Source organism: Pseudomonas sp. SCB32 (assembly GCF_009189165.1).
Lineage (GTDB): Bacteria > Pseudomonadota > Gammaproteobacteria > Pseudomonadales > Pseudomonadaceae > Pseudomonas.
In genome coordinates, this window is record NZ_CP045118.1 from 5,968,430 (window position 1) to 5,995,331 (window position 26,902).

A 26,902-nucleotide genomic window follows, 5' to 3' on the forward strand; every position below is an offset into this window, starting at 1 on the left:
TTGCGCGAACCCTTACAGGTTGTAGCCGCGCTCGTTGTGCAGGGAGAGGTCCAGACCCATGGTTTCCTCTTCCTCGGTGACGCGCAGGCCCATCACCAGGTCCAGCACCTTGAGGATCACGAAGCTGACGATCGCGGTGTAGCCAATGGTGAAGGCCACGCCCTTGAACTGGATGAACAGTTGGGCGCCGATGTTGGTGACGGTGCCGAAGCCGCCCAGGGCCGGCGCTGCGAACACACCGGTGAGCAGGGCGCCGACGATACCGCCGACCGCGTGTACACCAAAGGCGTCCAGCGAGTCGTCGTAGCCGACCGCGCGCTTGAGGCTGGTGGCGGCGAAGAAACAGATCACGCCGGCGGCCAGGCCGATCACGATGGCGCCCATCGGGCCGCAGGTGCCGGCGGCCGGGGTGACGGCGACCAGGCCGGCAACCACGCCGGAAGCGATGCCCAGGGCACTCGGCTTACCGTGGGTGATCCACTCGGCGAACATCCAGCCCAGGGCGGCGGCAGCGGTGGCGATCTGGGTGACCAGCATGGCCATGCCGGCGGTGCCGTTGGCGGCGGCGGCGGAGCCGGCGTTGAAGCCGAACCAGCCGACCCACAGCAGGGCGGCGCCGATCAGGGTGTAGCCCAGGTTGTGCGGCGCCATGGCGGCATTCGGGTAGCCCTTGCGCTTGCCCATCACCAGCGCGGCAACCAAGCCCGCCACACCGGCGTTGATGTGCACCACGGTGCCACCGGCAAAGTCCAGTACGCCCCAGTCCCACAGCAGGCCGCCGTCACCACTCCAGACCATGTGGGCGATCGGCGCGTAGACCAGGGTGAACCACAGCGCGGTGAAGATCAGCAGGGCGGAGAATTTCATGCGCTCGGCGAAGGCGCCGACGATCAGCGCCGGGGTGATGATCGCGAAGGTCATCTGGAACATCACGAACACGCTTTCGGGGAACAGCGCGGTGGCGGAGGTCAGGCCGTTGCTGGTCAGGCCGGCGAGGAACGCCTTGTCCAGGCCGCCGACGAAAGAAGCGAAGTTGGTCACGCCCTTTGCCATGCCCACGGTGTCGAAGGCCAGGCTGTAGCCATAGACGACCCAGAGGATGCTGACCAGCGCGGTGATCGCGAAGCACTGCATCATGATCGACAGCACGTTCTTGGCGCGCACCATGCCGCCGTAGAACAGCGCCAGGCCAGGGATGGTCATCAGCAGCACGAGCGCGCTGGAAATCAGCATCCAGGCGGTGTCACCGCTGTTCAGGACGGGGGCCGCGGCCTCATCGGCCAGGGCCAGTCCGGGCATTGCGAGAGGCAATAGGGCGCCTAGCCCTGCGTATCTGCGCAGAGTCATTGTGTTTCTCCTGGGGCGTGGGGTTCGGTGTGGGCTTGGCTTAGATCGCGTCGGTGCCGGTTTCGCCGGTACGGATACGAATGGCCTGTTCCAGATTTACGACAAAGATCTTGCCGTCACCGATCTTCCCGGTGTTGGCGGCCTTGGTGATGGCTTCGATAACACGATCCAGTTGGTCATCGGCGATGGCGACGTCGATCTTCACCTTAGGCAGGAAATCGACGACGTATTCCGCGCCACGGTACAGCTCGGTGTGGCCCTTCTGCCGGCCGAAGCCCTTGACTTCGGTCACAGTGATGCCCTGCACGCCGATCTCGGACAGCGACTCACGAACGTCGTCCAGCTTGAACGGCTTGATGATGGCTGTGACTAGCTTCATGTAACTCTCTCCCGTGTTTTGGTGGACCCGCCCCAGGAAGAACGAACCCGGAGACAAGTCTAAGCGCAGTGTCTGGCTTTTGTAATGCGCCGGCCGCCCTACCTCAGCACTCCGACTCTTATCCAGCCGCTTGATGCGTTGCGATCCACCGCTTCGCCTGCTGCACCGGAACTGCATCGGTGCACGCCATATCTGCCCCAAAGCATGAAGCTTGCCAGTTCCCGGAAATGCCCGAGACATCAGGCACTTGGTCCGAAATGCGGCTTTCTGGCGATTCGCCAGCGCCCTTGTGGCGCACCGAAAACATGCACGGTGAGCGGACACACTGCTCAAAAAGCGTGCAACCCCGCACGCCGCAGCCGCCACCGGCTGCGTGATAGACTGCGCTCTGATTCAATCCGGAACCCATGAACCATGCTGCCGCCCAAAGCCTTCCTCGATGCCATCAGCCAACAAGCCGGACGCCTGTTCGGCGGCGAATCGCCCTTGCCGAAGGCCGAGCTGGAAGCCCAGTTCAAGGTTCTGATGCAGAGCGCCTTCAGCAAGCTCGACCTGGTCAGCCGTGACGAGTTCGACAGCCAGATGGTGGTGCTCGCCCGCACCCGCGCACGCCTCGAGGCCCTGGAAGCCAAGGTCGCGGAAATGGAAGCCAGGCTCTCGCCGCCCGCCGACGCCGCCCCAGCCGAGTAAAACAGGCAGGGAAGCTCCACCGGCGGGGCGGCATGCGATCAAGGAGTGATCCATGTCCCTCGCCGTCGTCCACAGCCGTGCCCAGGTCGGTGTAGAAGCACCCGGTGTCACCGTCGAGGCGCATCTGGCCAACGGCCTGCCGTCGCTGACCCTGGTCGGCCTGCCCGAAGGCGCCGTGAAGGAGAGCAAGGACCGCGTCCGCAGCGCCCTGCTCAATGCCGGCTTCGACTTCCCCGCCCGTCGCATCACCCTGAATCTCGCCCCGGCCGACCTGCCGAAGGACGGCGGGCGCTTCGACCTGGCCATTGCCCTGGGCATCCTCGCCGCCAGCGGGCAACTCGCCGATGCCAGCGGCCTGGATGATCTGGAATGCCTGGGTGAACTGGCGCTGTCCGGCACCCTGCGCCCGGTGCCTGGCGTATTGCCCGCCGCACTGGCCGCCCGCGCCGCCGGGCGGGCGCTGGTGGTGCCGAAGGAGAATGCCGAGGAAGCCAGCCTCGCCAGCGGGCTGACCGTCTATGCGGTCGGCCATCTGCTGGAACTGGCCGCGCACTTCAGCGGCCAGGAGCGCCTGCGTCCCTACGAGGCGAACGGCCTGCTGCGCAGCACGCCGCCCTACCCCGATCTTGCCGAAGTGCAGGGCCAGACGGCTGCCAAGCGCGCCCTATTGGTGGCCGCCGCCGGGGCGCACAACCTCCTGCTCAGCGGCCCGCCCGGCACCGGCAAGACACTCCTGGCCAGCCGCCTGCCCGGCCTGATGCCGCCACTGGATGAAGACGAAGCCTTGCAGGTGGCGGCAATCCATTCCGTCGCCGGACGCGGCCCCTTGACCCACTGGCCGCAACGCCCCTTCCGCCAGCCGCACCATACGGCGTCGGCACCCGCGCTGGTCGGCGGCGGCAGTCGCCCACAGCCGGGTGAGATCACGCTGGCCCATGAAGGGGTGCTTTTCCTGGATGAGCTTCCGGAGTTCGATCGCAAGGTGCTTGAGGTGCTGAGAGAACCCTTGGAAGGTGGCGAAATTGTCATCTCCCGCGCCAACGGCCGCGTGCGCTTCCCGGCTCGCTTCCAGCTGGTGGCGGCGATGAACCCCTGCCCGTGCGGCTATCTCGGCGACCCCAGCGGCCGCTGCCGCTGCACGCCGGAACAGATCCAGCGCTATCGCGCCAAGCTCTCCGGGCCGCTACTGGACCGCATCGACCTGCACCTGACTGTCAGCCGCGAGAGCACCAGCCTCGCCCCCAGCGGCCCCAGCACCAGCAGTGCCGAGCTGGCCGTGCAGGTCGCCGCCGCGCGCCAGCGCCAGCTGGACCGACAGGGCTGCGCAAATGCTTTCCTCGACCTGAAGAAGATGCACCAACATTGTGCATTGAGCCCGGAAGACCAGGCATGGCTGGAAAAAGCCGGCGAGCGCCTGAACCTTTCGTTGCGCGCCCTGCACCGGATTCTCAAGGTGGCGCGCACCCTGGCCGACCTGCAGCAGGCGGAGAGCATCGCCCGCCCCCACCTGGCCGAAGCGCTGCAGTACCGGGCGGGGCACTAGCCGGGCAGGTCCTGCGCGACGGCGAGGAGGTTCAACTCGACCGTCGCATTCTTCGGCAACTGATAGACACCGACCGAAGTGCGCGTGTGCACGCCGGCCGCGCCCAGCACCTCATACAGCACGGCCGACGCGCCGTCGGCCACCTCGCTCTGTTGCGTGAAGTGCTCCGCCGACTGTACGAACACATTGAGCTGCAGGACCTTGCGCACGCGGTCCAGATCGCCCAGCGCCTGCCGCAACAGCGCCAGCGCCCGCATCACGCAGACCTTGGCGGCCAACTGGGCGTCGGCCAACGACACCTCGCTGCCCGCCCGACCGGTAACGACGATCTCATTGCCCACCCGTGGAATCTGCCCACTGAGGTGCACCTGATTTCCCTCGATGAGGAAAGGCACGTAGTTCCCACCGATCTTCATTTCACCGCTGAAGTCGTAGCCGAGTTCGCCGGCGATCCGTTCGAACACAGCAGCACGCGTCTCGCTCATAAGTACTCCCTGAATGGTCAGCTTCTGGTCAGCAGCGCCAGAACGGCCGCATCGCCTCCAGCCGCGCCTGCTCTCGGCTGACGCCGATATCGCGCAGTTGTTCGTCGGAGAGCTCCAGCAATTGCTTGCGGGTGCGCAGTCGGCGCCAGAACTGCTGCCAGCGGCTTTCCTGCGGGCCACTCGGAATCACACGGGGTTCGGGAAGGCCCAGCAGCTCCTGTTGATACAGGGTCAGGCGTACATCGCTCATGCCGGTCATGTCGTCGCTCCTCCTCTCTCGGGATCACCGGATGTGGGGATAGCCTGACGAATCGGCAAAAAGCATTACAGATTCAACACCCTTGAATTTTCTCCATACAGAGAGGCGCGAAAAGCCTCTGAATGGCGTATTTTTGTTCGATCTGTACTGCTTATTACCAGCCACGTGCAGCTCGGGAGATCTGTCATGAAGCGCTATGCGCAGCTCGCCACCACCCTTGGCGAACGCATCGAGCAGGGGCTGTACCGCCCCGGCGACCGTCTGCCCTCGGTGCGCGCGCTGAGCGAGGAGCACGGCGTCAGCATCAGCACGGTGCAGCAGGCCTACCGCGTGCTGGAAGACTCGGGACTGGTGGAACCCCGGCCGAAGTCCGGCTATTTCGTGCCCGAACGCCGTCATCTGCCGGCGCTGCCGGCGATGACCCGTCCGGCGCAACGGCCAGTGGATGTTTCGCAGTGGGACCAGGTGCTGGAGCAGGTGCGACGCGCGCCGGGCAACGATTTCGTCCAGCTCGGGCGCGGCACGCCGGACGTCACCAGCCCCTCGCTCAAGCCACTGCAACGCGCGATGGTCCACGCCGCCCGGCGCACCGATATGCACAGCCTCGGCTACGAAGGCATCCAGGGCTCGCTGGATCTGCGCGAACAGATCGCCCGGCTGATGCTCGACTCCGGCTGCCAGGTACCGCCCAGCGAGATCGTCGTCACCACCGGTTGCCAGGAAGCGCTGGCGATCACCCTGCGCGCCATCTGCCAGCCGGGGGACATCGTGGCCATCGACTCGCCGAGCTTCCACGGCGCCATGCAGGCGCTCAAGGCCTATGGGCTCAAGGCGCTGGAAATCCCCACCGACCCGATCAACGGCGTCAGCCTGGAAGCACTGGAGCTGGCCATGGAGCAGTGGCCGGTGAAGCTGATCCTGCTCACCCCCAACTGCAACAACCCGCTGGGCTACATCATGCCCGACGCCCGCAAGCGCGCCCTGTTGTGCCTGGCGGCGCGCTATGACGTGCCGATCCTCGAAGATGACGTCTACGGCGAGCTGGCCTATGCCTTCCCACGACCGCGCAGCATCAAGTCCTTCGATGCCGATGACCGCGTGCTGCTGGCCAGTTCCTTCTCCAAGACCGTGGCGCCCGGCCTGCGCACCGGCTGGGTGGTACCGGGGCGTTACCTGGACCGCATCCTGCACTTCAAGTACATCGCCAGCGGCACGTGCGCGCCGCAGCCGCAGATGGCCCTGGCCGAGTTCGTCGGCGGCGGCCACTACGAGCCGCACATTCGCCGCATGCGCGCGCAGTACCAACGCCACCGCGACCTGATGACCGAATGGATCGGCCGCTACTTCCCCGAAGGCACCCTGGCCAGCCGGCCGCGCGGCGGCTTCATGCTCTGGGTGGAGATGGACGAGCAGTTCGACAGCGTGCGGCTCAACCAGGAGCTGCGCCGCGACAGCGTACAGGTGGCGGCGGGCAACATCTTTTCCGCCTCGGGCAAGTACCGCAATTGCATCCGGATGAACTATTCCAGCCGCGACCTGGCGCGCATCGAGGACGCCGTGCGCAAGGTCGGCGCCTGCGCCACGCGCCTGACCGCAGAGCGCCGCGCGCAGGACGAGGAGCTGCTGCCAGCCTGACGGGAAACATTTATCCACAGCCTGGCGCTGCCGAGCGGCGTCGGGCTGCTGTACCTTCCATGGCTTCCGCAAGGCACTCTCGATTCAAGGCGACTCGTGTTGACCAGTCTCACCCTCGGCTCCCTGGCCATTCCCCTGCCTCATGTGCTGCTCTACCTCGGCTTCTTCGCCGCGCTCTTCGCCGGCTGGCTGGCCGGTCGCAAGCGCGGCGCCAATCCCGAAGGCGCGCTGTTCGGCATGTTCCTCGGCGGCCTGCTGGTGGCGCGGCTGGCCTTCGTCGCCCGCTATGCCGAGCAGTACGGGGCGACGCCGCTGAGCATCGTGGATATCCGCGATGGTGGCTTCCTCGCCCTGCCGGGCATCCTCGCGGCGCTGCTGATCGGCGGCCTGCTGGCCTGGCGCAAGGTGGCGCTGCGGCGGCCGCTGGCAGTGGCCGCGGTGGTCGGTGCCTGTGTCTGGGGAGGCAGCAGCGCGGTGGTCTCGGCGCTGGACCGCAGCCAGCAGATTCCCGCCCTGACCGTGATGGACCTGCACGGCCAGCCGATCGACCTGCGCGCGCTGGATGGCCGGCCACTGGTGGTCAATCTCTGGGCCAGCTGGTGCCCGCCGTGCCGGCGCGAGATGTCGGTGCTGGAGGCCGCCCAGCAGCAACGCAGCGATGTGCGCTTCCTGCTGGTCAACCAGGGTGAGTCCGCCGAGGCGGTGCAGCGTTTCCTCCGCGACCAGGGCCTGAGCGAAGCGGCGGTGCTGCTCGACAGTGGCAATCGCCTGGGCCAGGCCACCGGCTCCTATGGCATGCCCACCACACTGTTCTACGACGCCCAGGGCCGCCTGAAGCACAGCCAGATGGGCGAGCTTTCCGCCGCCAGCCTGGAATACGGCTTGGGGCGGATCAAGGACTGATCCAACCATTCCCGCAGGGCGGATAACGTTCGACGTTATCCGCCGTTCATCCGCGGTTTCAGGGCACTCCGAGGTCAGCCTCGGAACGGCCAATGGTTCAGGTGTATCGGCGTACAACCGCGAACGGTTGTACGCCCTACGTCCAGGTGAAGCCCCTGCCCGGGATCAGGTGTGGAGGCTGTCCTCCATCAGGCGCACGGCATCTCCCCAGCGCACCCACAGCTTGCCTTGCCAGTCCAGCACCGACAGCGACTGCCCCAGCAACTGCTCCATGCGCCGGCGCGGCAGGCGCAGGTCGTGGTTGGGTGAATCGCGCAGCACCGGCAGCACGTCGTGGGTCAGCCACTGGCGCAGGCTGCGGTTTTCCGGGTGATAGCAATAGATCAGCAGTAGTGCATAAAGGCCGCTTTCGCTGATCAGCAGCTCCGGGTCCTGCATACCGGCCAGACGTTCGTGGCGGCGCTGGTCGCTGTCGAGTTGGGCGATGATCTGGGGAGGGACCGGGCGACTGAGCAGCTTGCCCAGGTCGCGGGCGATGAACCACGCCTGCTGTTCGATCAGCAGCGCGCGCAGCCGGTGGTTGTGGCGGGTGAAGCCGGTGGGGATCAGGCCGTCGTCGGTCGGGGAAAGCGAGTTGTCCATGCTGTAGCTCCTTGTACGTTCAAGAAGCCGCCGCCCGAAACATCCGAAAGAGGGAGGCGGACCGTGCAAGGGTGGAAACCAGCGCAATGTTGTCACAAAGCCGGCCGGACCGAAGCCCGCCTCACACGGCCCGCCATAGACAGCAAAGCGAACCCGGCACCGAAGAGGTGCCGGACCGCCACTGCTTACAGCGACAACAACACTGCACGGGTTTCCACGCCCGGCCACGATGACGCTGTGGCAGGCGAAACGCTAAGCAGTGGCCTTGTAGGACCGCAATGCCGCGGGAGTGTAGGGGCGTTCCCAAGCTCTCCGCCGCCAAAACCTCGGACCTGTCGGACGACTTTCGGGAACTGAGAGGCTGTCGGGAAATTCGGGGGAAAGTCCTTTCGACGGTGCCGTTCTGAGGAATTGGGACCTGGGAATGTTCGCGAGCAAGGACTGGGCCAGTCCTACAGGATTCTGCCCGTCGCCTGTGGTGTGCTGGGGTCGTTCGTAGGATGGGTGGAGCGAAGCGATACCCATGCTGTCGGTGCACGGTATCGATGGGTTTCGCTCCGCTCTACGCCATCCTACGTACGCGGCCTAGTGTTACTGGATCTCTTCAGGCTTCACGATCACCCAGTTCGTAGGATGGGTGGAGCGAAGCGATACCCATGCTGTCGATGCACGGCATCGACGGGTTTCGCTCCGCTCTACGCCATCCTACGTACGCGGCCTAGTGTTACTGGATCTCTTCAGGCTTCACGATCACCCAGTTCTTGTCGGCGGTGACCGTCTGGCCCAGCTTGGCCTGGGTCTCGGCGTTCTTCTTGATCATGCCGTTGAGCTGGTCCATGTACTTGGGCTTGCGGTTGACCCACAGGTGGATGCCGTTCTCGGCAGTGCCGTTGAACAGCATGTAGCCGTCGCTGCTGGGGGTGTCACCGGCAACCAGGATCGGGCGCTTGAACTGGTCGATGTAGGTGAGGATGCCCGCCTGCTTGCCGGCCATCCAGATCGCCGGGGTCCACAGGTAGGGGGTGACTTCCATGTCCATGTTGGCCTTGGGATCGTACTTGCCGGCGGTGATCTGCTTGCGTGCGGTGGTCAGCTCGCCGCTCTTGCGATCCTTCAGCAGGGTGCTGACGCCGATGACGTTCTGCGGCTTCACGTTGTAGCCATACTTCGGATCGCTGGCGACCATGCGCACCAGTTCCTCGTGGGCGGCGGTCATCACGTAGACCTCGATGCCGTTCTCCATCAGCTTGTTGTACAGCTCGGCCTGGCCGGTGTAGACCTTCGGCGGGTTGATCTCGATGGTCTTGACCTCATCGCCTTCGTAGTAGGTGCTGGGCACCGGCTTGCCGTAGGCCATCAGCTCGTCGACGTAGCCCTTGAGTTCGTTGAGTGTGAAGCCGGAGAACACCTGGGCGACCCAGGGGTAGCAGACCATGTCGTCCACTTCGCAGAGCCGGTAGTAGTAGCTGTTGAGGCTCTCCTTGTGGCCGTTCACGTCCTTGAACGGAATCAGCTTGAGCGAGGGGTCGAGCTTCTCGCGGGTCAGCACGCCCTTCATTTCCAGGAAGGGCAGCAGCGACTCTTCCAGGTCGTAGCGGTAGCTGGTGTTGTCCATGTCGAAGACCGCGAAGGCGCCCTTGTTGGCGTTGGCGGCGATCAGGGCGTCGAGCTGTTTCGCGGCCGGTTCCGGCCAGTGCTTGAGCTCAGTGGCGGCATTAGCGGTGGCGGCAACGGCGGTGCTGGCGAGAAGCAGGCTGGCGAGCAGAGTACGCATGGGCTTCATGGGGTTCCCCCGAGGTGGTCTTTTTGGGTTGGAAAAAGCCCGCTGCGGGCCTCTCCCTGGACTAGTCCACCAAAGACCCTAGCAAAGCTCTATTTCAACTCGACTACTGAAGCCGACGTGGAACATCGTGTCCGCGCCAGGACTTGTCTGCCTGCGGCAGCGCTAATCGAGCAGCTCGACCGGCGGCAGCTGCATGGCCTGCACCTCGGCCAGCAGGAAGTCGCGCAGCCGGCGCAGGCGCTCCTGCTGCCGGCGCGCCCGCGGCCAGACCAGGTAGTAGCTCTCGCCGCTGGCCACCGCGCTCGGCCAGGGCAACGCCAGCCGGCCCTGGTTGGCGTCTTCGGCGACCATCACCAGGTCGCCGATGGACACGCCATAGCCCCGCGTCGCAGCGACGATGCCTAGTTCCAGGGTGTCGAAGACCTGGCCGCCCTTGAGCGAAACCTGCTCACTCAGGCCCATGCGTTGCAGCCAGCGGCGCCAGTCGCGGCGATCGAGCGTGGGGTGCAGCAACTCGGCGCCGGCCAGGCGCTCGGCGTCCCAGGGGCCGTCATCGAGCAGCGCCGGCGAGCCCACCGGAATCAGCCATTCGGGGAACAGCAGGGTGCCCTCCCAATCCGGCGGGAAGTGCCCGGTACTGAGCAATACCGCGCAGTCGAAGGGTTCATTGAGGAAATCCACCTGGTCCACGTCCATCCAGGCACTGGTCAGTTGCACCTCGATGTCGGTGTTGCACATGCGGAAGTTGCTCAACCGCGACAGCAGCCAGCGCATGGTCATGGTCGAGGGCGCCTTCAGGCGCAGCACGCCCTCCTCCGCCCGCAGGCTGGAACAGGCGCGCTCAAGCGAATCGAAACCGTCGCGCAGGCCGGGCAGCAGCAGGCGCGCCGGCTCTGTCAGCTCCAGTTGCCGGCCGCGACGCTGGAACAGGCGGCAGGCAAAGTGTTCCTCCAGGGTCTTGATGTGCCGGCTAACCGCGCTCTGGGTGATCGCCAGCTCTTCCGCCGCGCGGGTGAAGGACGCATGCCGGGCGGCGGCCTCGAAGGCGCGCAGGGCATAGAGGGGCGGCAACTGGCGGTTCATGGCGGGCTCCGAGGGCACTAATGCATGAGTATGACTCATGAATGCCATCGTTTTTTTCCTTTTGTGCCCGCCCGCACGGACGCCAGAGAATGAGGCACTTTCCATTCGGAAGGCCCCACTGCGGGCCGCCGCTGACTGAGCCTGACTCATGAAACGCCTGTACCGCGACGAACTCTCCGCCATCTTGCGCCTTGCCGGCCCGCTGATCGCCGCCCAGTTGGCCTACGTGGCCATGGTGTTCACCGACACCGTGATGATGGGCAAGCTCGGCCGCGAGGCGCTGGCCAGCGGCGGCCTTGGCGCATCCAGTTACGCGCTGATCTCGACCTTCTGCGTGGGCGTGGTGGCCGCGACCGGCAACCTGGTCGCGATCCGTCACGGGGCACGGGACACCGCTGGAGTAGTCCAGGCGACCCAAGCCGGCCTGTGGATCGGCCTGGCGCTCTCCCTGCTGGCCGGGCTGCTGCTGTGGAACCTCGGGCCGATCCTGCTGACCTTCGGCCAGGCGCCGGAAACCGTCGCGGGCACCATGAGCTTCCTGCGCAGCATCGTCTTCGCCCTGCCCGGCTACATGGTGTTCATGGTGCTGCGCGGCTTCACCAGCGCCATCGAGCGCACCGGCCCGGTGATGGCGATCAGCGTGCTCGGCGCGCTGGCCAACTTCGCCCTGAACTACGCCTTTATCGAGGGCCTGTTCGGCCTGCCGCGCCTGGGGCTGGCGGGGATCGGCATCGTCACCGCCGTGGTGATGAACGCCCTGCCGCTGATCCTTGCGCTCTATCTGCGCTGGCACCCGGCCTACAGCGCCTATCCGTTGCTGCGCGGGCTGATCCGCCCGGATGTGCGGGTAATCGGCGAATCCTTACGCCTGGGGCTGTCCATCGGCGGCACCTACGCGGTCGAGTCGGGGATGTTCACCGTGGCCACGCTGTGCATGGGCACCATCGGCAGCACCGCGCTGGCCGCGCACCAGATCGCCATCCAGTCGGTGTACGTGGCCTTCATGGTGCCGGTGGGAATCTCCTATGCGGTGACCTTCCGCATCGGCCAGCACTACGGCGCCGGGCGGCTGGTCGAGGCGCGCCGTGCCGGACGGCTGGGGATCGGCTTCGGTGCCGCCTGCATGTTCGCCTTCGCCGCGCTGTTCTGGCTGGCGCCGGACATCGTCATCGGTCTATTCCTCGACCATGACGACCCGGCCAACCAGGAGGTGGTGCAGCTGGCCGTCAGTCTGCTGGCGATTGCCGCCTGGTTCGAGCTGTTCGACGGCACCCAGAGCATCGCCATGGGCGCGATCCGCGGCTTGAAGGATGCGCGGACCACCTTCCTGGTCGGGCTGGCCGGCTACTGGGTGGTCGGGGTGCCGATGGCGTTGCTGCTGGCCTTCCCGGTCGGTTGGGGGCCCAGCGGTGTGTGGTGGGGGCTGGCATCGGGGCTGGCCTGCGCGGCGATCGGCCTGTGCCTGGCGTTCGAAGCCAAGACTGCCCGGCTGCTACGTCCGCAGGCCGCGGGCGCGGCCCTCGCACCGGTCAGCTGTTGATCGGATCCTGCAGGCGCAGCGCGCGGGTGCCGCCGAACACCAGGAAGCGCGCCAGCTCCGCCAGCGGCAGTGGCCGGCTGATCCCGTAGCCCTGGACCTGGTCGCAGCCGAACTGGGTCAGCTGATTCTGCTGCTCAAGGGTCTCGACGCCCTCGGCCACCACCTCGAGGTTGAGGTTGTGCGCCAGGTTGATCATCGCCCGCACCAGTTGCAGGCTTTCCGGGCTCTCGTGCATGTCGCCGACAAAGCTCTTGTCGATCTTCAGCAGAGTAATTGGCAGGCTGCTGAGGTGCACGAAGGACGAGAAGCCGGTGCCGAAGTCATCCAGCGAGAAGCGCACGCCCAGCCGGCCGAGGACCTGCATGGTCTGCAGCACCTTGTCGCTGCGACGCATCACGGCGGTTTCGGTGAGCTCGAATTCCAGCCAGCGGGCATCCACGCCGCGCAGGCGGATCAGCCGCTCCAGGGTTGGCAGCAGCTGGCCGTCCTGAAACTGGCGGAACGACAGGTTGATCGCCATGTGCAGCGGCGGCAGGCCGCGCCCACGCAGCCACTGCATGTCGCGCAGGGCCCGGGAAATCACCCAGTAGCCGAGCGGCACGATCAGCCCGCTTTCCTCCGCCAGCGGGACGAAGTCCCCCGGGGTCAGCAGGCCGCGTTCGGGATGGCGCCAGCGCACCAGCGCTTCCAGGCCGACGATGCGGCCATCCTTGAGGTCCAGGCGCGGCTGGTAGTGCAGTTCCAGCTCGTCGCGACGCAAGGCGCGGCGCAGTTCGCTCTCCAGATCGGCGAGGCTGCGCGCGCCACGGTTGATACGCTCGTCGAACACATGGAAGGTGCAGCCCTGACGGGCCTTGGCCTGCTGCATGGCGATGTGCGCATGCCACATCAGCGGGTCGGCGCCGTCACCGGCGTGGGCATGGGCCATGCCCAGGCTGCAACCCAGCAGCAGGCTTTCCCCCTCCACCCGGTAGGGCTCGCCAAGGGCCTCGATGATGCGTTCGGCGACCCATTCCACCCGCGCCGGATCGTGACGGGTATCCAGCAGCAGGGCGAATTCGTCACTGCCCAGGCGGGCGATGAGGTCGCCGTTGTCCAATTGGGCCTTGAGGCGGTCGACCACCTGCAGGATCAGCCGGTCGCCGGACTGGTGGCCAAGGGCGTCGTTGACGTGGCGGAAGTTGTCCAGGTCCAGATGCCCCAGCGCCAGGCCATGGCCGGCGCATTCGCTCAGGCGGGCGGCGAGCAGGGTCTGGAAACCCTGGCGGTTGGCGATGCCGGTGAGCGGGTCCTGCTCGGCCAGGCTCTGCAGGGTGTGCTGCAGCGAGGAGCGTTCGCGCACGTAGCGCAGGCAACGGCGCAGTACTTCGGCATTGAGGCTGTCCGCGACCAGCCAGTCGGCGACGCCCACCGGCTCCTGCCTGGGCTCGCGCTCGAGCAGCAGGACCATCGGCAGGTGGCACTGATGGGAAGATGGCAGCTTGTCGGGCGTGGCCAGGACCAGGCCGACCTGGCCTTCGTCGAACAGGCTGCTGGCGGCCTGCCAGGACGGCGCAGTAATCAGGGAATAGCCCTGTCCCAACGCGGCCAGATGTCCGCGAAGTAACTGGGCCCACTGCGGCGCTTCCGCCAGCAGGAGCAGGCGCGCTGGTTCAACCGACGCTGCCACGCGACCCCCGTGTCCATGCGATGGAAGAAACCTGGCGCCGTCCCTGTGCCCGTCCTTCCGGTTTTGAAGCCTTCGTCGCATCCGGCTCCCCGGACACCAACGACACTTCAGAGAAACTCTTAAGAGTTTTCTTCAAGTATTGCTCACACAAGCCTAATACATGTACGGATTTATCCAAAACCAGGAAGTACGATCTCGTCACAGATCGTCGCTTTTCCGAGCGGCACCCCGACGCCCGGCACGGCCTGCTAGAATACGCGCCCGCATCGCTTCAGACCCCGCCCTTCATGTCCCGACTCAATCCCCGGCAGCAAGAGGCCGTGAACTACGTCGGCGGCCCGCTCCTGGTGCTGGCCGGCGCCGGCTCCGGCAAGACCAGCGTGATCACCCGCAAGATCGCGTACCTCGTCCAGCAGTGCGGCATCCGCGCCCAGTACATCGTCGCCGTGACCTTCACCAACAAGGCCGCCCGCGAGATGAAGGAGCGCGTCAGCACCCTGCTGCGCCCTGGCGAAGGCAAGGGCCTGACGGTCTCCACCTTCCACAACCTGGGGTTGAACATCATCCGCAAGGAACACGCGGCCCTGGGCTACAAGCCCGGCTTCTCGATCTTCGACGAGAGCGATGTGAAGGCGCTGATGACCGACATCATGCAGAAGGAATATTCCGGCGATGACGGTCTGGACGAGATCAAGGGCCTGATCGGCAGCTGGAAGAACGACCTGATCCTTCCGGAAGAGGCGCTGGAAAAGGCGCGCAACCCCAAGGAACAGACCGCTGCGATGGTCTATCTGCACTACCAGCGCACGCTCAAGGCGTACAACGCGGTGGACTTCGACGACCTCATCCTGCAGCCGGTGAAGCTGTTCCAGGAGCACCCGGAGATCCTCGACAAGTGGCGCAACCGCGTGCGCTACATGCTGGTGGACGAATACCAGGACACCAACGCCAGCCAGTACCTGCTGGTGAAGATGCTGGTGCAGCAGCGCGCGCACTTCACCGTGGTGGGCGACGACGACCAGTCGATCTACGCCTGGCGCGGCGCGCGCCCGGAAAACCTGATGCAGCTGAAGGAAGACTTCCCCTCGCTGAAGGTGGTGATGCTGGAGCAGAACTACCGCTCCACCAGCCGCATCCTCAAATGCGCCAACATCCTCATCGCCAATAACCCCCACGTGTTCGAGAAGCAGCTGTGGAGCGAGATGGGCGAAGGCGACCCGATCCGGGTGATCCGCTGCCGCAACGAGGAGTCCGAGGCCGAACGGGTGGCGATGGAAATCCTCACCATCCACCTGAAAACGCAGCGGCCCTACAGCGAATTCGCCATCCTGTACCGGGGCAACTATCAGGCGAAGCTGATCGAGCTGAAGCTTCAGCACCACCAGATTCCCTATCACCTGTCAGGTGGCACCAGCTTCTTCGGACGCCAGGAGGTGAAGGATCTGATGTCCTACTTCCGCCTGCTGGTGAACCCAGACGATGACAACGCCTTCCTCCGGGTGATCAACGTGCCGCGCCGGGAAATCGGCTCCACCACCCTGGAGAAGCTCGGCAACTACGCCACCGAGCGCGGCTGTTCGATGTTCAACGCCTCCGGCGAGCTCGGCCTGTCCGAACACCTGGACGCCCGCTACGTCGAGCGCCTGCAACGCTTCAAGCGCTTCATCGACAAGGTCCGCGAGCAGTGCGCCGGCAACGACCCGATCGGCGCGCTGCGCAGCATGGTGATGGACATCGACTACGAGAACTGGCTGCGACAGAACGCGTCCAGCGACAAGGTCGCCGATTTCCGCATGGGCAACGTCTGGTTCCTCATCGAGGCGCTGAAGAACACCCTGGAGCGCGACGAAGAAGGCGACATGACCATCGAGCAGGCCATCGCCAAGCTGGTGCTGCGCGACATGCTGGAGCGCCAGCAGGAAGAGGAAGAAGGCGCCGACGGTGTGCAGATGATGACCCTGCACGCCTCCAAGGGCCTGGAATTCCCCTACGTGTTCATTCTCGGCGTTGAAGAGGAAATCCTCCCGCACCGCTCCAGCATCGAGGCCGACACCATCGAGGAAGAGCGCCGCCTGGCCTACGTGGGCATCACGCGCGCCAAGAAGAACCTGGCCATGACCTTCGCCGCCAAGCGCAAGCAGTACGGCGAGATCATCGACTGCTCGCCCAGCCGCTTCCTTGACGAGCTGCCGCCTGAAGACCTGGTCTGGGAAGGCCAGGAGGACGCGCCACAGGAGGTCAAGGTGGCCAAGGGCAACTCCGCCCTGGCGGACATCCGGGCGATGCTCAAGCGCTGATCCGACACAACCTGTAGGAGCACGCCATGCGTGCGATCGCGGGCATGGCCCGCTCCTACAGATTGATAGCGGCCTCCGCCCATCGAAAAACTGTCCGCTTGATCAGCAATTGCATTGGTCGGAACGTCGCGCACAAGGCCACTGGCGTTGTAGAATTACGCGCTTCATCAGCGGCAGCCGCTCCGGAAGCACCCCCGTGAACACTCTCAAAGACAAAATTCGCAGCGAAGGCATCGTTCTTTCCGAACAGGTCCTGAAGGTAGACGCCTTCCTCAACCACCAGATCGACCCGGCGCTGATGAAGTTGATCGGCCACGAGTTCGCCGAACGCTTCAAGAACCAGGGCATCACCAAGATCGTCACCATCGAGGCCTCGGGCATCGCCCCGGCGGTCATGGCCGGCCTTGAGCTAGGCATCCCGGTGATCTTCGCCCGCAAGTTCCAGTCGCTGACGCTGAAGAATGACCTGCTGATCTCCAAGGTCTTCTCCTTCACCAAGCAGACCGAAAGCACCATCGCCATCTCCGCGAAGCACCTGACCGCCGCCGATCACGTGCTGGTTGTGGATGACTTCCTCGCCAACGGCCACGCCGCCAAGGCACTGATCGACCTGATCCAGCAGGCGGGCGCCAGCGTCGCCGGCCTGGGTATCGTCATCGAGAAGTCCTTCCAGGAAGGTCGCGCCCTGCTGGAAAGCGAAGGCTATCGCGTGGAATCCCTGGCGCGGGTCAAGTCCCTGGCCAGCGGCAAGGTCGAGTTCCTCGACGACTGATCGCTCCACGTTCGAAAAAGGCGGGCACCGCAAGGGCCCGCCTTTTTTCATGCCCGCTCATCAGGCCACCGGGTAAATCGCGGGCATGAAAAAGCCGCCCGGAGGCGGCTTTTTCGGCACAGGTCGGCGATTACAGGCCGGACATGTGGCGAATCGCGGCTTTCAGCTCGTCATCCGAGCAGTCGGCGCAGGTGCCCTTCGGCGGCATGGCGTTGATGCCGGAGATGGCCTTGGCCAGCAGGCCGTCAAGACCGCCCTGCTCTTTCGCACGCTTGCCCCAGTCGGCCTTGTCGCCCACTTTCGGCGAGCCCAGCAGGCCGGTGCCGTGGCAGTTGGTGCAGACCTTGCCGACGATCTCTTCGCCCGAACGCGGAGCACCGCCGCCACCGGCCGAAGCCACGGCGCCAACGCCTGCGCACTCCTGACCCTGTACGCAGACTTTCCCCACTGGTTCGAGACGCTTGGCAATGGCGTCATCGTTGGTCGCGGCCTGAGCGCTTACTGCCCACAGGGCCAGCACGGCAGCTTGAGCTACCAGCATTTTTTTAATCAGGTTCACCCTTTCACCCTCATCGTGGCTTATCACGCCCGGTCGCGGTGCAGTCACAGTCTCGGGCCGCGCGAGCGGGCGCAAGTATAACGGCAAAGCCCGCAAGCTCGAAACAATTGCACCGCCTTGCCGGGTCTTGCGGCATTAGGTCGCAGCTGGTCTGGCCGGTCCTACCGGCTGTTCAAAAATTTGCCGGTGTGGTGGCGCTGATCAGCCGCGCCGGGGCATCAAACGGATTGCGGAAGCGGTGGGGCTTGGTGCTGTCGAAATAGTAGCTGTCGCCACGTTCGAGCACGAAGGTCTCGTCACCGACGGTCAGCTCCAGACGGCCTTCGACCAGCACGCCGGTCTCTTCGCCTTCATGGGCATACATGTCGTCGCCGGTGTCGGAGCCTGGCGGATAGGTCTCGTCGAGCAGGGTGATGGCACGGCTGGGATAGTCCTTGCCAATCAGCTTCATGATGATCGAGCCGCTGGACAGGTCGCTGAGTTCGTCTGCCTTGTAGACCACCGGGGTATTGCTGTTCTGCTCCAGATCCAGGGAGAAGAACTCGACCAGGGACATCGGAATACCACCCAGCACTTTCTTCAGCGAGCTGATGGAGGGGCTGACGCTGTTCTTCTCGATCATCGAGATCGTGCTGTTGGTCACACCCGCCCGTTTGGCGAGTTCGCGCTGGGACAAACCTTTGAGCTTACGGATGGCTTGCAGACGAGCACCGACGTCCAAGGGCTGGGTCCTCCTTATTCTTGTGTTCAGGCAGGCTCTGAAAGGCAGAACCCGCCAACGGCTTGAGCCGAGCGGGTTCCAAGTGCCACGTATCATGGCAACACCGTTCAGTATTTACAACAGATCGACTGTCGATCCTGCGCAAACTTTACGGGCGGTATCCGTCACTCGCCGCTATAGACCCGCGGCACGCGCTTGAGGTTGCAGAACAGCTGATAAGGAATGCTGCCGCAGAGCGCGGCGAGCTGGCTGGCGGGAACGTTCGGGCCCCAGAGCTCGACGCGGCTGCCCAGGCCCGCGGTAGGCAGGTCGGTCAGATCGACGGTGAGCATGTCCATGGACACGCGGCCGATGATGCGGCTCGGCTTGCCGTCGATGAATACCGGAGTGCCGTCTGGTGCATGACGCGGATAGCCATCGGCGTAACCCATGGCGACCACGCCGACGCGCACCGGGCGGTCGGCGATGAAGCGCGCGCCGTAGCCCAGCGGCTCGCCGGCCGGCAGTTCGCGGATGCTGATGACCTTGGATTCCAGGGTCATCACCGGGCGAAGCTGGTCGGCCAGCGGGTGCGCCTGTTCGAACGGGGTGGCGCCATAGAGCATGATGCCCGGACGCACCCAGTCGCTGGGCACGCTCGGCCAGCCGAGGATGCCGGGGGAGTTGCGCAGGCTGACTTCATGGCCCTGGCCTGCGGCTTCGCGCACCGCCTGGAAGGCGGTGACTTGTTCGTCGGTACGTGCGCAATCCAGCTCGTCGGCACGGGCGAAGTGGCTTATCAGCACGACCTTGGCCACGTGCGGCAGCGCCTTCAGGCGCGTCAGGGCGGCGGCATAGTCCTGCGGGAAGAAGCCGACACGGTGCATGCCCGAGTCCATCTTCAGCCAGAGAGTCAGCGGCTTGGCCGGACGGGCGCGCTCGATGGCTTCCAGCTGCCACGCCGAATGCACCACGCACCACAGGTCATGCGCCTCGATCAGCTCCAGCTCGCTGGCTTCGAAGAAGCCTTCCAGCAGCAGGATCGGTGCGCGAATACCGGCTTCGCGCAGCTCCAGCGCTTCCTCGATGCAGGCCACGGCGAAACCGTCGGCCTCGCCTTCCAGTGCGCGGGCGCAGACCACGGCGCCATGGCCGTAGGCATCGGCCTTGACCACCGCCAGCGCTCGGGCGCCGCTGACTTCACGGGCCAGACGGTAGTTGTGGCGCAGGGCGGCAAGATCGATCAGGGCACGGGCGGGACGCATGGCGAGACTCTCTTTTTAAGTTGCAACGAGGCGCAATAAAACGGGCAAAAAAAACCCGGCGCCATGGCCGGGCCACGCAAAGAACAATCAGGGCAGTGCGGCGACGATCGAGATCTCGACGAGGATCTCCGGGTAGCACAGCGCCGCCTGGACGGTGGCGCGCGCCGGGGCGCAGGCCTGCGGGACCCACTGGTCCCAGACGCCATTCATGCCGACGAAGTCGGCGGCGACGTCCTTCAGGTAGATGGTTGCCGAGAGGATCCGCGACTTGTCGGTGCCGGCCTCATCGAGCAAGCGCTCGATGCTGGCCAGGACATCGCGTGTCTGCTGTTCGACGCCAGCGGAGAGATCGTCTGCCACCTGGCCGGCGAGGTACACCGTGCCGTTGTGGGTGACGATCTGGCTCATCCGCTGATTAGTGTGCTGGCGCAGGATGGCCATTTTGAGCCTCCGAGGCATTGCCGTAGCGGGAAATGTCCAGACCTTCGGTGCTGATCTGCGGGCTCTTCTTCGCCATCAGGTCGGCGAGGTAGCGGCCCGAGCCGCACGCCATGGTCCAGCCGAGGGTGCCGTGACCGGTGTTGAGGAACAGGTTGCGGTAGCGGGTGGCGCCGACGATCGGGGTGCCATCCGGGGTCGCCGGGCGCAGACCGGTCCAGAACTCGGCCTTGCTGACGTCACCGCCTTCCGGATACAGGTCGGTGGTGATCATTTCCAGGGTGGCGCGGCGACGCGGGTTCAGCGAGAGGTCGAAGCCGGCGATTTCCGCCATGCCGCCAACGCGGATGCGCTGGTCGAAACGCGTAATCGCGACCTTGTAGGTTTCGTCGAGGATGGTCGAGGTCGGCGCCATGTCCGGGTTGGTGATCGGCACGGTCAGCGAGTAACCCTTGAGCGGGTAGACCGGGGCGTTGATGCCCAGCGGCTTGAGCATCTGCGGCGAGTAGCTGCCCAGCGCCAGCACGTAGCGGTCGGCGGTGACCAGTTGGCCATCGACCCAGACACCATTGATGCGGTCGCCGGCGAAGTCCAGGCGCTGGATGTCCTGGCCGAAGCGGAATTCCACGCCCAGGGCCTTGGCCATCTCGGCCAGCTTGGTGGTGAACATCTGGCAGTCGCCGGTCTGGTCGTTCGGCAGGCGCAGGGCGCCAACCAGCTTGTCGGCCACCTTGGCCAGGGCCGGCTCGACGCGGGCGATGCCGGCGCGGTCGAGCACTTCATAGGGAACGCCAGTGCTTTCCAGGACCGAGATATCCTTGGCGGCGGCGTCAAGCTGTTCCTGGGTGCGGAACAGCTGGGTGGTGCCCAGGGAGCGGCCTTCGTAGGCGATACCGGTTTCGGCGCGCAGTTCGTCGAGGCAGTCGCGGCTGTACTCGGACAGACGCACCATGCGCTCCTTGTTCACCGCGTAGCTCTTGGCGTTGCAGTTGCGCAGCATCTGCCACATCCAGGCGTACTGGCTCGGGTCGCCGGTCAGCTTGATGGCCAGCGGCGCGTGGGTCTGCATCAGCCACTTCATGGCCTTGAGCGGGATGCCCGGCGCAGCCCAGGGCGAGGCATAGCCAGGGGATACCTGGCCGGCGTTGGCGAAACTGGTTTCCAGGGCCGGACCAGGCTGGCGGTCGACGACGACCACTTCGAAGCCGGCACGGGCGAGATAGTAAGCACTGGCGGTACCGATCACACCGCTGCCAAGCACCAGAACACGCATTCTTGCCTCCCACGCCGCGTCAGGAACGCGGACGTTTTTTATTCTGAACGTAGATGCGCGCAGTATAGGAAGACAGCGTCAGAGATATTCACTATTTAACTGTGTCTATTTGACGAAAAATCCTGGGCAAATGCCCTTTAACGGAGGGACATCCACCAGAATAAGGGCATTTTAGCCCTAGACCAAATGGTCGATGATCTGGCGAAAATTTCACCAGATCCAGAGGAAATAGCGAACAACGAGGAATCAACCAGAACTTCTCTCGCCAAGCCGGGCACCGACGAGATTTACCTGCTTCTGGCGAGTATCCCCCCGCTCCCCGTCGCGAGCGACGCAGAGCAGGGGAATTCCCTTGGGATGCCTACTTGCGCATCCACTGGCCATTGACCTGCACGTACTGCCCCGACGGCGTACGCTCGATGGCCTTCTTGCCGGCCAGGGTCTCTACATCTTTCAGCGTGGCGCCGCTCTGGCTGGCGACCTTCTGGTACTCGGCCCGGCGCGCGGCGTTGATCTGCGCGGCGATGTCGGCGGCCTGGCCACCGTTGCTGACGACGCCCAGATAGCCATCGGCCTGCTCGCCGACCAGGCCCTGGGACTTGGCGCCGCCCAAGGCGGACATGGCCTGTTCCAGGCTCATCGCCATGACCGGCAGGCTGAGGCAGAGGGCGACCAGCGCGGTGCCCAGTTTGCGGTGCAATCTCATGAAAAGGCTCCTTCTCAGAACAGTCCGCTGTTCTCGTTGATGATGCCGTCGAGCGCCTTGTCGACCTTGATATAGATCTCGTGCTCGATCTTCACGTTGAGGTTGATGTTGATCGGCTCCTTGGGCGCGGCCAGTTGCACGGTGGGCGTGCAGCCCTGGACGAGGCCTGCCAGGAGCAGGAAGGGAATTAAGGCGCGAGGGCGCATCGGGGTTCTCCTTGCGGTCATGGCGCGGCGGCCGGGTCATTGCGCAGGCGGTCCTGCACGCGCTTGCGGATGGTGTCGCTGACCCGGTCACTCAGTTGCAGGCTGGTGAGCAGCTTGGGCACGTTCTCCTCCAGGTTGACGTTGAGGTTGATCGGCCGGCCCTGCTCCAGTTCGGGGTTGCGCCCGCTCAGGCTCAGGGCGAGCAGCAGCTTGCCGGTGTCATCATAATCCACCGTGCTGGACAGCTTGTCGTAGCGAAAATCGTCGATAGCGGTCGCCAGCAACTGCATGGCCGGATTGCTCTGACCCAGCGAGCGGATCTTTTCCGAGCGGAACTGCAGCACGCCCGGCTCGCGTGCCGCGACCTGCCCGCCGTGAATATTCAATTTTCCCTTCTCCAGACGCAGTGGCAGCGTACCGTCGATGGTGCCGGTGCCGGTCAGACCTTCCGCCGGGTAGGCCTTGAGGATCGCCTCCAGCGAAAGGCCTTCGAGCCTGAGCATCTGACCCTGGCCCAGCGCGGAAAGATCCACCGCGCCCGCCGGCAACCAGGCGCGGCCATTGAACAGCGCCAGCTCCGCCTGCTGCCAATCGACACGGCCGGCCAGCGGGGCCGCCAGCGCAGCCTTGTAGTTGCCCTGCAGGCTCAGCGGGCCCAGTGTCAGGCCGGGGTTGAGCGAAGCCACCTTCAACTGCGGCAGTTGCAGCTCCAACTGTGAGCCGTTCAGGGCGAACTTCGCCTGCAGGTCGAGGCCGTGGACTTCGCTGCGGTCATAGACGCCTTCCAGCCCCTGTCCGCGAAGTTGCAAGTCGAGGCTCTGCGGCGCACTGCCCGGCGGAAGGCGCCAGCTCAGCTCCAGGCTCGCCCTGCCGTTGTTCAGGCTGAGCAGCGGCGGCCAGTCGGCCAGGGATGCCTCCAGCGGGTTGCCGGTGCGCAGGAAGAACTCCGGCAGGCGGGCGCCAAGACTCAGGCCTTTGCCGGTCGCGTTGCTCAGGTCGACGGTAGCGTTCAACCCACCACCATTCTGCAGCTGGCCCTTGAGTTGCTGCGCATCGAGACTGACGGACAGGTCACCCTTGGCGTTCCAGGCCAGCGGCTTGAGGTGCGCCTGGCGCAGCTCACCCACGGCCAGTTGCAGCGGCGCGACCAGCTGCAGGCTCAGCGGCGCGTCAGCCGGGTAAGCCAGGTTGAAAGCGCCCTTGCCGAGGATCGCGCTGAGCTTGCTGACCTTGAGCCCTTGCGGACCGTTCAGGGTGCCGACTTGCAGCTGCGGGCCGGCGGCGAAGGCCAGGGTCGTCAACTGATCTCCCACGCGCCCCTCGAAACCCAGGTCGACTCTGCCGCTGTCCACGCGCAGGCCGGCGAGCTCCAGATGAGGAATCCTGCCCTCCAGTCGCGCTTCGTCCAGCTGCAGCGTCAGCGGAGTCGCCTCCAGCAGCGCCACGCGCGAGCGCAGGCGCAGGTCGGCGGCGCCGACGGCGTGCAGGTCGGCCCGCACGCTGCCGGCTTCATCGTCCACGCCGGGCTCCAGGTGCAGCGTCAGGCGCGCCGGACGCAGCCCCACCGGCAGCGCCTGCAGCCAGTCGCCGTAGAGATCGGACAGGCGCAGGTCACCGCTGAGCACCGAGGGGCGCCAGCCTACGGCACTGCCATTGGCGACCAGCCGCAGGTCGCCCTGCAGGTTGCCCAGGCCAGGGAACGGCCATGGCTGGGTGAGTTGCAGGGCGAGATCGACGCTGCCCCGGCCATCGCGCAGCCCCGGCCAGTCCGGCCAGGCGGTATCGCCGGCCAGCGTGGTGTCCCAGCTCAGGCGCAGGCGTCCGGCCTCGGGAATCGGCAGCGGCAGGTTCGGCGTGGGCAGCCACACGCCGAACCAGTTGCGCACTGCCTCGATCGGCGGCACCGCAGGGCTGGCCAGGGTTCCGGCCAACTGGCGGCTGGCCGGTGCCCAGCTCGATTCGAGGGACAACAGCGGCTGGTTGTCCAAATAGCTGTCCAGTTGCAGGCGCCATTGTCCCTCGCCGGGCTGCAACAACCCGTTGAACGCCAGCTGCTGACCGCCCTGGCGCAGTTCGCCGCCCAATGCAGCGGCACCGCCCTGCAGTTGTTCCCAGTGCGCGCTGCCGTTCAGCGTGCAGCGTTGTTCGCGAGCACAGGGGAGTTCGAGGCTCAGCCGTTCAAGGGCCAGGCGGCCAGGCAGCAGCGCCAGCCAGCGCGCCAATTGTTCCGGCGTCGGCAATGCACCGTTGCTCCCGACCACGCCCGTATCCGGCCACTGCCGCACATCGATGGCATCGGCGGCAACCTCCGCCAACCGCCAGCGACCGCCCGCATGTTGCGGCCAGCCTACCCGCACGCGCTCAAGGCGAATCGCAAGCCGCCCGCCCTCCGGGGTCTGCCGCTGCAACGCAAGGTGTTCCAGCAGCAGCCCTGTGCGCGAAACACCCAGGCCCTGCCACTGCTCGATACTCACTCCGGCCCCCGCCAGCAACCGAGGCACACCCAGCCACACAGCACCCGCCGCCGACACCAGGGTCAGCAACAGCAGCAGAAGGACAGTGCGCAGGCGCGGTAGCGGCATGCCGGGCTCCAGGGAAAAACGTTTGCCTCCGCACCTTGCAGCGGCAGCATGGGTGTACAGGCTGGCCAACGCTCGGCGGAAGTTCAAGCGCTGCCAGTGATATTCCCTGCACAACCGACTATATTGCCGACATTCCCCCAAAGCCGACGCTTGCCGTCAGAGTCCGCCCCAATGAGAACCCAGCATCAAAGCCGCCGCGAACTGGACAAGATCGACCGCAATATCCTGCGCATCCTGCAGGAAGAAGGGCGCATCTCCTTCACCGAACTGGGCGAGCGGGTCGGCCTTTCCACTACGCCCTGCACCGAGCGGGTTCGGCGACTGGAGCGCGAAGGGATCATCATGGGCTACAACGCCCGCCTCAACCCGCAGTACCTCAAGGCCAGTCTGCTGGTGTTCGTCGAGATCAGTCTGGACTACAAGTCCGGCGACACCTTCGAGGACTTTCGCCGCTCAGTGCTCAAGCTGCCCCACGTGCTGGAGTGCCATCTCGTCTCGGGTCACTTCGACTACCTGGTGAAGGCACGTATCTCGGAAATGGCGTCCTACCGCAAGCTGCTGGGCGACATCCTGCTCAAGCTGCCGCACGTGCGCGAATCCAAGAGCTACATCGTCATGGAAGAAGTAAAAGAAAGCCTGACTCTGCCGATTCCGGATTGAATTCTGACTGATCGCCGCAATCTGCCGGTTTATTACACCTTTCGGGCGCTTTTTACCGCCGCGCCTATTGGCGGGGCGGGAAGTCGACGTTTATCCTGCGTAAAATTTTAACAACATAAAAATCAGGATATCGCACATGAACGCCCGCGTTCACCAGCCGGTGCACACCGACCATCACGCCCCTTCCTATTACGCCGCGAGCGTCAACCGACGCATCGAAGTGCCTCCCCTGGCTGGCGAGGAAAAGGCCGACGTGTGCATCATCGGCGGTGGCTTCTCCGGGCTGAACACCGCCATCGAACTGGCCGAGCGCGGCCTCTCGGTGGTGCTGCTGGAGGCTCACCGGATCGGCTGGGGCGCCAGTGGACGCAACGGCGGGCAACTGATCCGCGGCGTTGGCCATGGCGTCGAGCAGTTCGAGCCGGTGATCGGCACCGACGGTGTGCGCCAGCTCAAGCTGATGGGCCTGGAGGCGGTGGAGATCGTTCGTCGCCGCGTCGCGCAGTACGACATCGATTGCGACCTGACCTGGGGTTACTGCGACCTGGCCAACAAGCCTGCCGACGTCGAAGGCTTCCAGGAAGATTTCGACGAGCTGAAAAGCCTCGGCTACCGCCACGAGCTGCGCATGGTCCCAAAAGAGGAAATGCGCTCCATCGTCGGCTCCGACCAGTACGTCGGCGGCATGGTCGACATGGGCTCGGGCCACCTGCACCCGCTCAACCTCGCCCTGGGCGAAGCGGCCGCGGCGCAGAGCCTGGGCGTGCGCCTGTTCGAGAACTCCAAAGTAACCGCGATCGACTACGGCAGCGAAGTGCGCGTGCGCACCGCCGGTGGCAACGTCCGCGCCAAGACCCTGGTGATCGCCTGCAATGCCTACCAGAACGGCCTGAACCACTACCTCGACGGCAAGGTACTGCCAGCCGGCAGCTACGTGATCGCCACCGAGCCGCTCTCCGCCGAGCAGGCCCGCGCCCTGCTGCCGCAGAATATGGCCGTGTGCGACCAGCGCGTGGCCCTGGACTACTACCGCCTCTCGGCCGACAACCGCCTGCTGTTCGGCGGCGCCTGCCACTACTCCGGCCGTGACCCGGCGGACATCGCCGCCTACATGCGACCGAAGATGCTCAAGGTGTTCCCGCATCTGGCCAACATCCGCATCGACTACCAATGGGGCGGCATGATCGGCATCGGCGCCAACCGCCTGCCGCAGATCGGCCGCCTGCCCGACCAGCCCAACGTGTATTTCGCCCAGGCCTACGCCGGCCACGGGGTGAACGCCACGCACCTGGCCGGCAAGCTGCTCGCCGAAGCCATCGCCGGCCAGCACAGCAAGGGTTTCGAGCTGTTCGCCAAGGTGCCGCACATCACCTTCCCCGGCGGCAGGCTGCTGCGTTCGCCGCTTCTGGCCATGGGCATGGCCTGGTATCGATTCAAAGAGGCGCTTTCCAGCTGACCGCCTGCGCCGAGCAACAGCTAGAATCTC

Annotated in this window: 25 protein-coding genes; 9 read left to right on the forward strand and 16 right to left on the reverse strand. The window is 65.3% G+C overall.

The features are described 5' to 3' along the window. Positions 1 to 12 precede the first annotated feature (12 nt). A complete protein-coding gene (locus GA645_RS27180) occupies positions 13 to 1,347 on the reverse strand; it encodes an ammonium transporter (RefSeq protein ID WP_152227275.1) in 1,335 nt (444 codons plus the stop codon). 40 nt (positions 1,348 to 1,387) lie between these two features. Beyond that, complete coding sequence (gene glnK / locus GA645_RS27185) at positions 1,388 to 1,726, reverse strand: P-II family nitrogen regulator (RefSeq protein WP_003457590.1); 339 nt, start codon at positions 1,724 to 1,726, stop codon at positions 1,388 to 1,390. A 414-nt stretch (positions 1,727 to 2,140) separates the two neighbouring features. Between glnK and GA645_RS27190 the strand changes: the two genes are divergently transcribed. Together GA645_RS27190 and GA645_RS27195 are read left to right on the forward strand one after the other, a co-directional pair. Beyond that, complete coding sequence (locus GA645_RS27190; RefSeq protein ID WP_152227277.1) at positions 2,141 to 2,416, forward strand: accessory factor UbiK family protein; 276 nt, start codon at positions 2,141 to 2,143, stop codon at positions 2,414 to 2,416. A 52-nt stretch (positions 2,417 to 2,468) separates the two neighbouring features. Beyond that, a complete protein-coding gene (locus GA645_RS27195) occupies positions 2,469 to 3,959 on the forward strand; it encodes a YifB family Mg chelatase-like AAA ATPase (protein ID WP_152227279.1) in 1,491 nt (496 codons plus the stop codon). Here GA645_RS27195 and GA645_RS27200 read toward each other — a convergent pair. Together GA645_RS27200 and GA645_RS27205 are read right to left on the reverse strand one after the other, a co-directional pair. Further along, positions 3,956 to 4,444: a RidA family protein gene (locus GA645_RS27200; RefSeq protein ID WP_152227281.1), complete on the reverse strand. Its 489-nt coding sequence runs from the start codon at positions 4,442 to 4,444 to the stop codon at positions 3,956 to 3,958. The two genes, GA645_RS27195 and GA645_RS27200, sit on opposite strands and share 4 nt — an antisense overlap. Positions 4,445 to 4,472: 28 nt before the next feature. Continuing rightward, positions 4,473 to 4,703 carry a DUF1127 domain-containing protein gene (locus GA645_RS27205; RefSeq protein WP_152227283.1) on the reverse strand — a complete coding sequence of 77 codons (231 nt, stop codon included), beginning with the start codon at positions 4,701 to 4,703 and terminating at the stop codon, positions 4,473 to 4,475. Between the two features lie 186 nt (positions 4,704 to 4,889). Between GA645_RS27205 and GA645_RS27210 the strand changes: the two genes are divergently transcribed. Next, complete coding sequence (locus GA645_RS27210; protein WP_152227284.1) at positions 4,890 to 6,338, forward strand: PLP-dependent aminotransferase family protein; 1,449 nt, start codon at positions 4,890 to 4,892, stop codon at positions 6,336 to 6,338. Between the two features lie 99 nt (positions 6,339 to 6,437). Next, a complete protein-coding gene (locus GA645_RS27215) occupies positions 6,438 to 7,241 on the forward strand; it encodes a TlpA disulfide reductase family protein (RefSeq protein ID WP_152227286.1) in 804 nt (267 codons plus the stop codon). A gap of 165 nt (positions 7,242 to 7,406) precedes the next feature. On the opposite strand, the gene GA645_RS27220 is transcribed toward GA645_RS27215, so the two are convergent. From GA645_RS27220 to GA645_RS27230, 3 genes are all read right to left on the reverse strand, one after another. Continuing rightward, positions 7,407 to 7,883 (reverse strand): Bro-N domain-containing protein, encoded by a 477-nt coding sequence (locus GA645_RS27220; protein WP_152227288.1) that lies wholly within the window; start codon positions 7,881 to 7,883, stop codon positions 7,407 to 7,409. Positions 7,884 to 8,607: 724 nt separating this feature from the next. After that, the gene (locus GA645_RS27225) at positions 8,608 to 9,666 is read right to left on the reverse strand and encodes a haloacid dehalogenase-like hydrolase (RefSeq protein ID WP_152227290.1); all 1,059 of its coding nucleotides are present in this window, start codon (positions 9,664 to 9,666) and stop codon (positions 8,608 to 8,610) included. A gap of 162 nt (positions 9,667 to 9,828) precedes the next feature. Continuing rightward, positions 9,829 to 10,749 (reverse strand): LysR substrate-binding domain-containing protein, encoded by a 921-nt coding sequence (locus GA645_RS27230; RefSeq protein WP_152227292.1) that lies wholly within the window; start codon positions 10,747 to 10,749, stop codon positions 9,829 to 9,831. A 148-nt stretch (positions 10,750 to 10,897) separates the two neighbouring features. On the opposite strand from GA645_RS27230, the gene GA645_RS27235 reads away from it, so the two are divergent. After that, positions 10,898 to 12,289, forward strand: a complete 1,392-nt coding sequence (locus tag GA645_RS27235) for a NorM family multidrug efflux MATE transporter (RefSeq protein WP_152227294.1) — start codon at positions 10,898 to 10,900, stop codon at positions 12,287 to 12,289. Here the strand turns inward: GA645_RS27235 and GA645_RS27240 are convergent. Further along, positions 12,279 to 13,958: a bifunctional diguanylate cyclase/phosphodiesterase gene (locus GA645_RS27240; RefSeq protein ID WP_152227296.1), complete on the reverse strand. Its 1,680-nt coding sequence runs from the start codon at positions 13,956 to 13,958 to the stop codon at positions 12,279 to 12,281. The two genes, GA645_RS27235 and GA645_RS27240, sit on opposite strands and share 11 nt — an antisense overlap. A gap of 287 nt (positions 13,959 to 14,245) precedes the next feature. Here GA645_RS27240 and rep point away from each other — a divergent pair, with 287 nt between their 5' ends. Beyond that, a complete protein-coding gene (gene rep / locus GA645_RS27245) occupies positions 14,246 to 16,255 on the forward strand; it encodes a DNA helicase Rep (protein WP_152227298.1) in 2,010 nt (669 codons plus the stop codon). Positions 16,256 to 16,451: 196 nt separating this feature from the next. Then, a complete protein-coding gene (locus tag GA645_RS27250) occupies positions 16,452 to 17,027 on the forward strand; it encodes a xanthine phosphoribosyltransferase (RefSeq protein WP_152227300.1) in 576 nt (191 codons plus the stop codon). Positions 17,028 to 17,157: 130 nt separating this feature from the next. Here GA645_RS27250 and GA645_RS27255 read toward each other — a convergent pair whose 3' ends face one another. From GA645_RS27255 to GA645_RS27290, 8 genes are all read right to left on the reverse strand, one after another. Then, complete coding sequence (locus tag GA645_RS27255; protein ID WP_306092909.1) at positions 17,158 to 17,586, reverse strand: cytochrome c5 family protein; 429 nt, start codon at positions 17,584 to 17,586, stop codon at positions 17,158 to 17,160. A gap of 172 nt (positions 17,587 to 17,758) precedes the next feature. After that, positions 17,759 to 18,307, reverse strand: a complete 549-nt coding sequence (locus GA645_RS27260; RefSeq protein ID WP_152227304.1) for a cupin domain-containing protein — start codon at positions 18,305 to 18,307, stop codon at positions 17,759 to 17,761. 164 nt (positions 18,308 to 18,471) lie between these two features. Next, complete coding sequence (gene alr / locus GA645_RS27265; RefSeq protein WP_152227306.1) at positions 18,472 to 19,551, reverse strand: alanine racemase; 1,080 nt, start codon at positions 19,549 to 19,551, stop codon at positions 18,472 to 18,474. 87 nt (positions 19,552 to 19,638) lie between these two features. Beyond that, on the reverse strand, positions 19,639 to 19,992 hold the full coding sequence (locus GA645_RS27270; RefSeq protein ID WP_152227308.1) for a RidA family protein: 354 nt from the start codon (positions 19,990 to 19,992) through the stop codon (positions 19,639 to 19,641). Next, positions 19,967 to 21,262, reverse strand: a complete 1,296-nt coding sequence (gene dadA / locus GA645_RS27275; protein WP_152227309.1) for a D-amino acid dehydrogenase — start codon at positions 21,260 to 21,262, stop codon at positions 19,967 to 19,969. Before dadA ends, GA645_RS27270 begins: the two co-directional genes overlap by 26 nt. A gap of 361 nt (positions 21,263 to 21,623) precedes the next feature. Further along, positions 21,624 to 21,968, reverse strand: a complete 345-nt coding sequence (locus GA645_RS27280) for a YdbL family protein (RefSeq protein ID WP_152227311.1) — start codon at positions 21,966 to 21,968, stop codon at positions 21,624 to 21,626. Positions 21,969 to 21,982: 14 nt separating this feature from the next. After that, on the reverse strand, positions 21,983 to 22,174 hold the full coding sequence (locus GA645_RS27285; protein WP_152227312.1) for a YnbE family lipoprotein: 192 nt from the start codon (positions 22,172 to 22,174) through the stop codon (positions 21,983 to 21,985). A gap of 17 nt (positions 22,175 to 22,191) precedes the next feature. Beyond that, positions 22,192 to 24,756 (reverse strand): YdbH domain-containing protein, encoded by a 2,565-nt coding sequence (locus GA645_RS27290; protein ID WP_152227313.1) that lies wholly within the window; start codon positions 24,754 to 24,756, stop codon positions 22,192 to 22,194. Positions 24,757 to 24,927: 171 nt separating this feature from the next. Between GA645_RS27290 and dadR the strand changes: the two genes are divergently transcribed. Both dadR and GA645_RS27300 read left to right on the forward strand, forming a co-directional pair. Further along, a complete protein-coding gene (dadR, locus tag GA645_RS27295; protein WP_015479539.1) occupies positions 24,928 to 25,416 on the forward strand; it encodes a transcriptional regulator DadR in 489 nt (162 codons plus the stop codon). Between the two features lie 136 nt (positions 25,417 to 25,552). After that, a complete protein-coding gene (locus GA645_RS27300) occupies positions 25,553 to 26,872 on the forward strand; it encodes an FAD-binding oxidoreductase (protein WP_152227314.1) in 1,320 nt (439 codons plus the stop codon). Positions 26,873 to 26,902 lie beyond the last annotated feature (30 nt).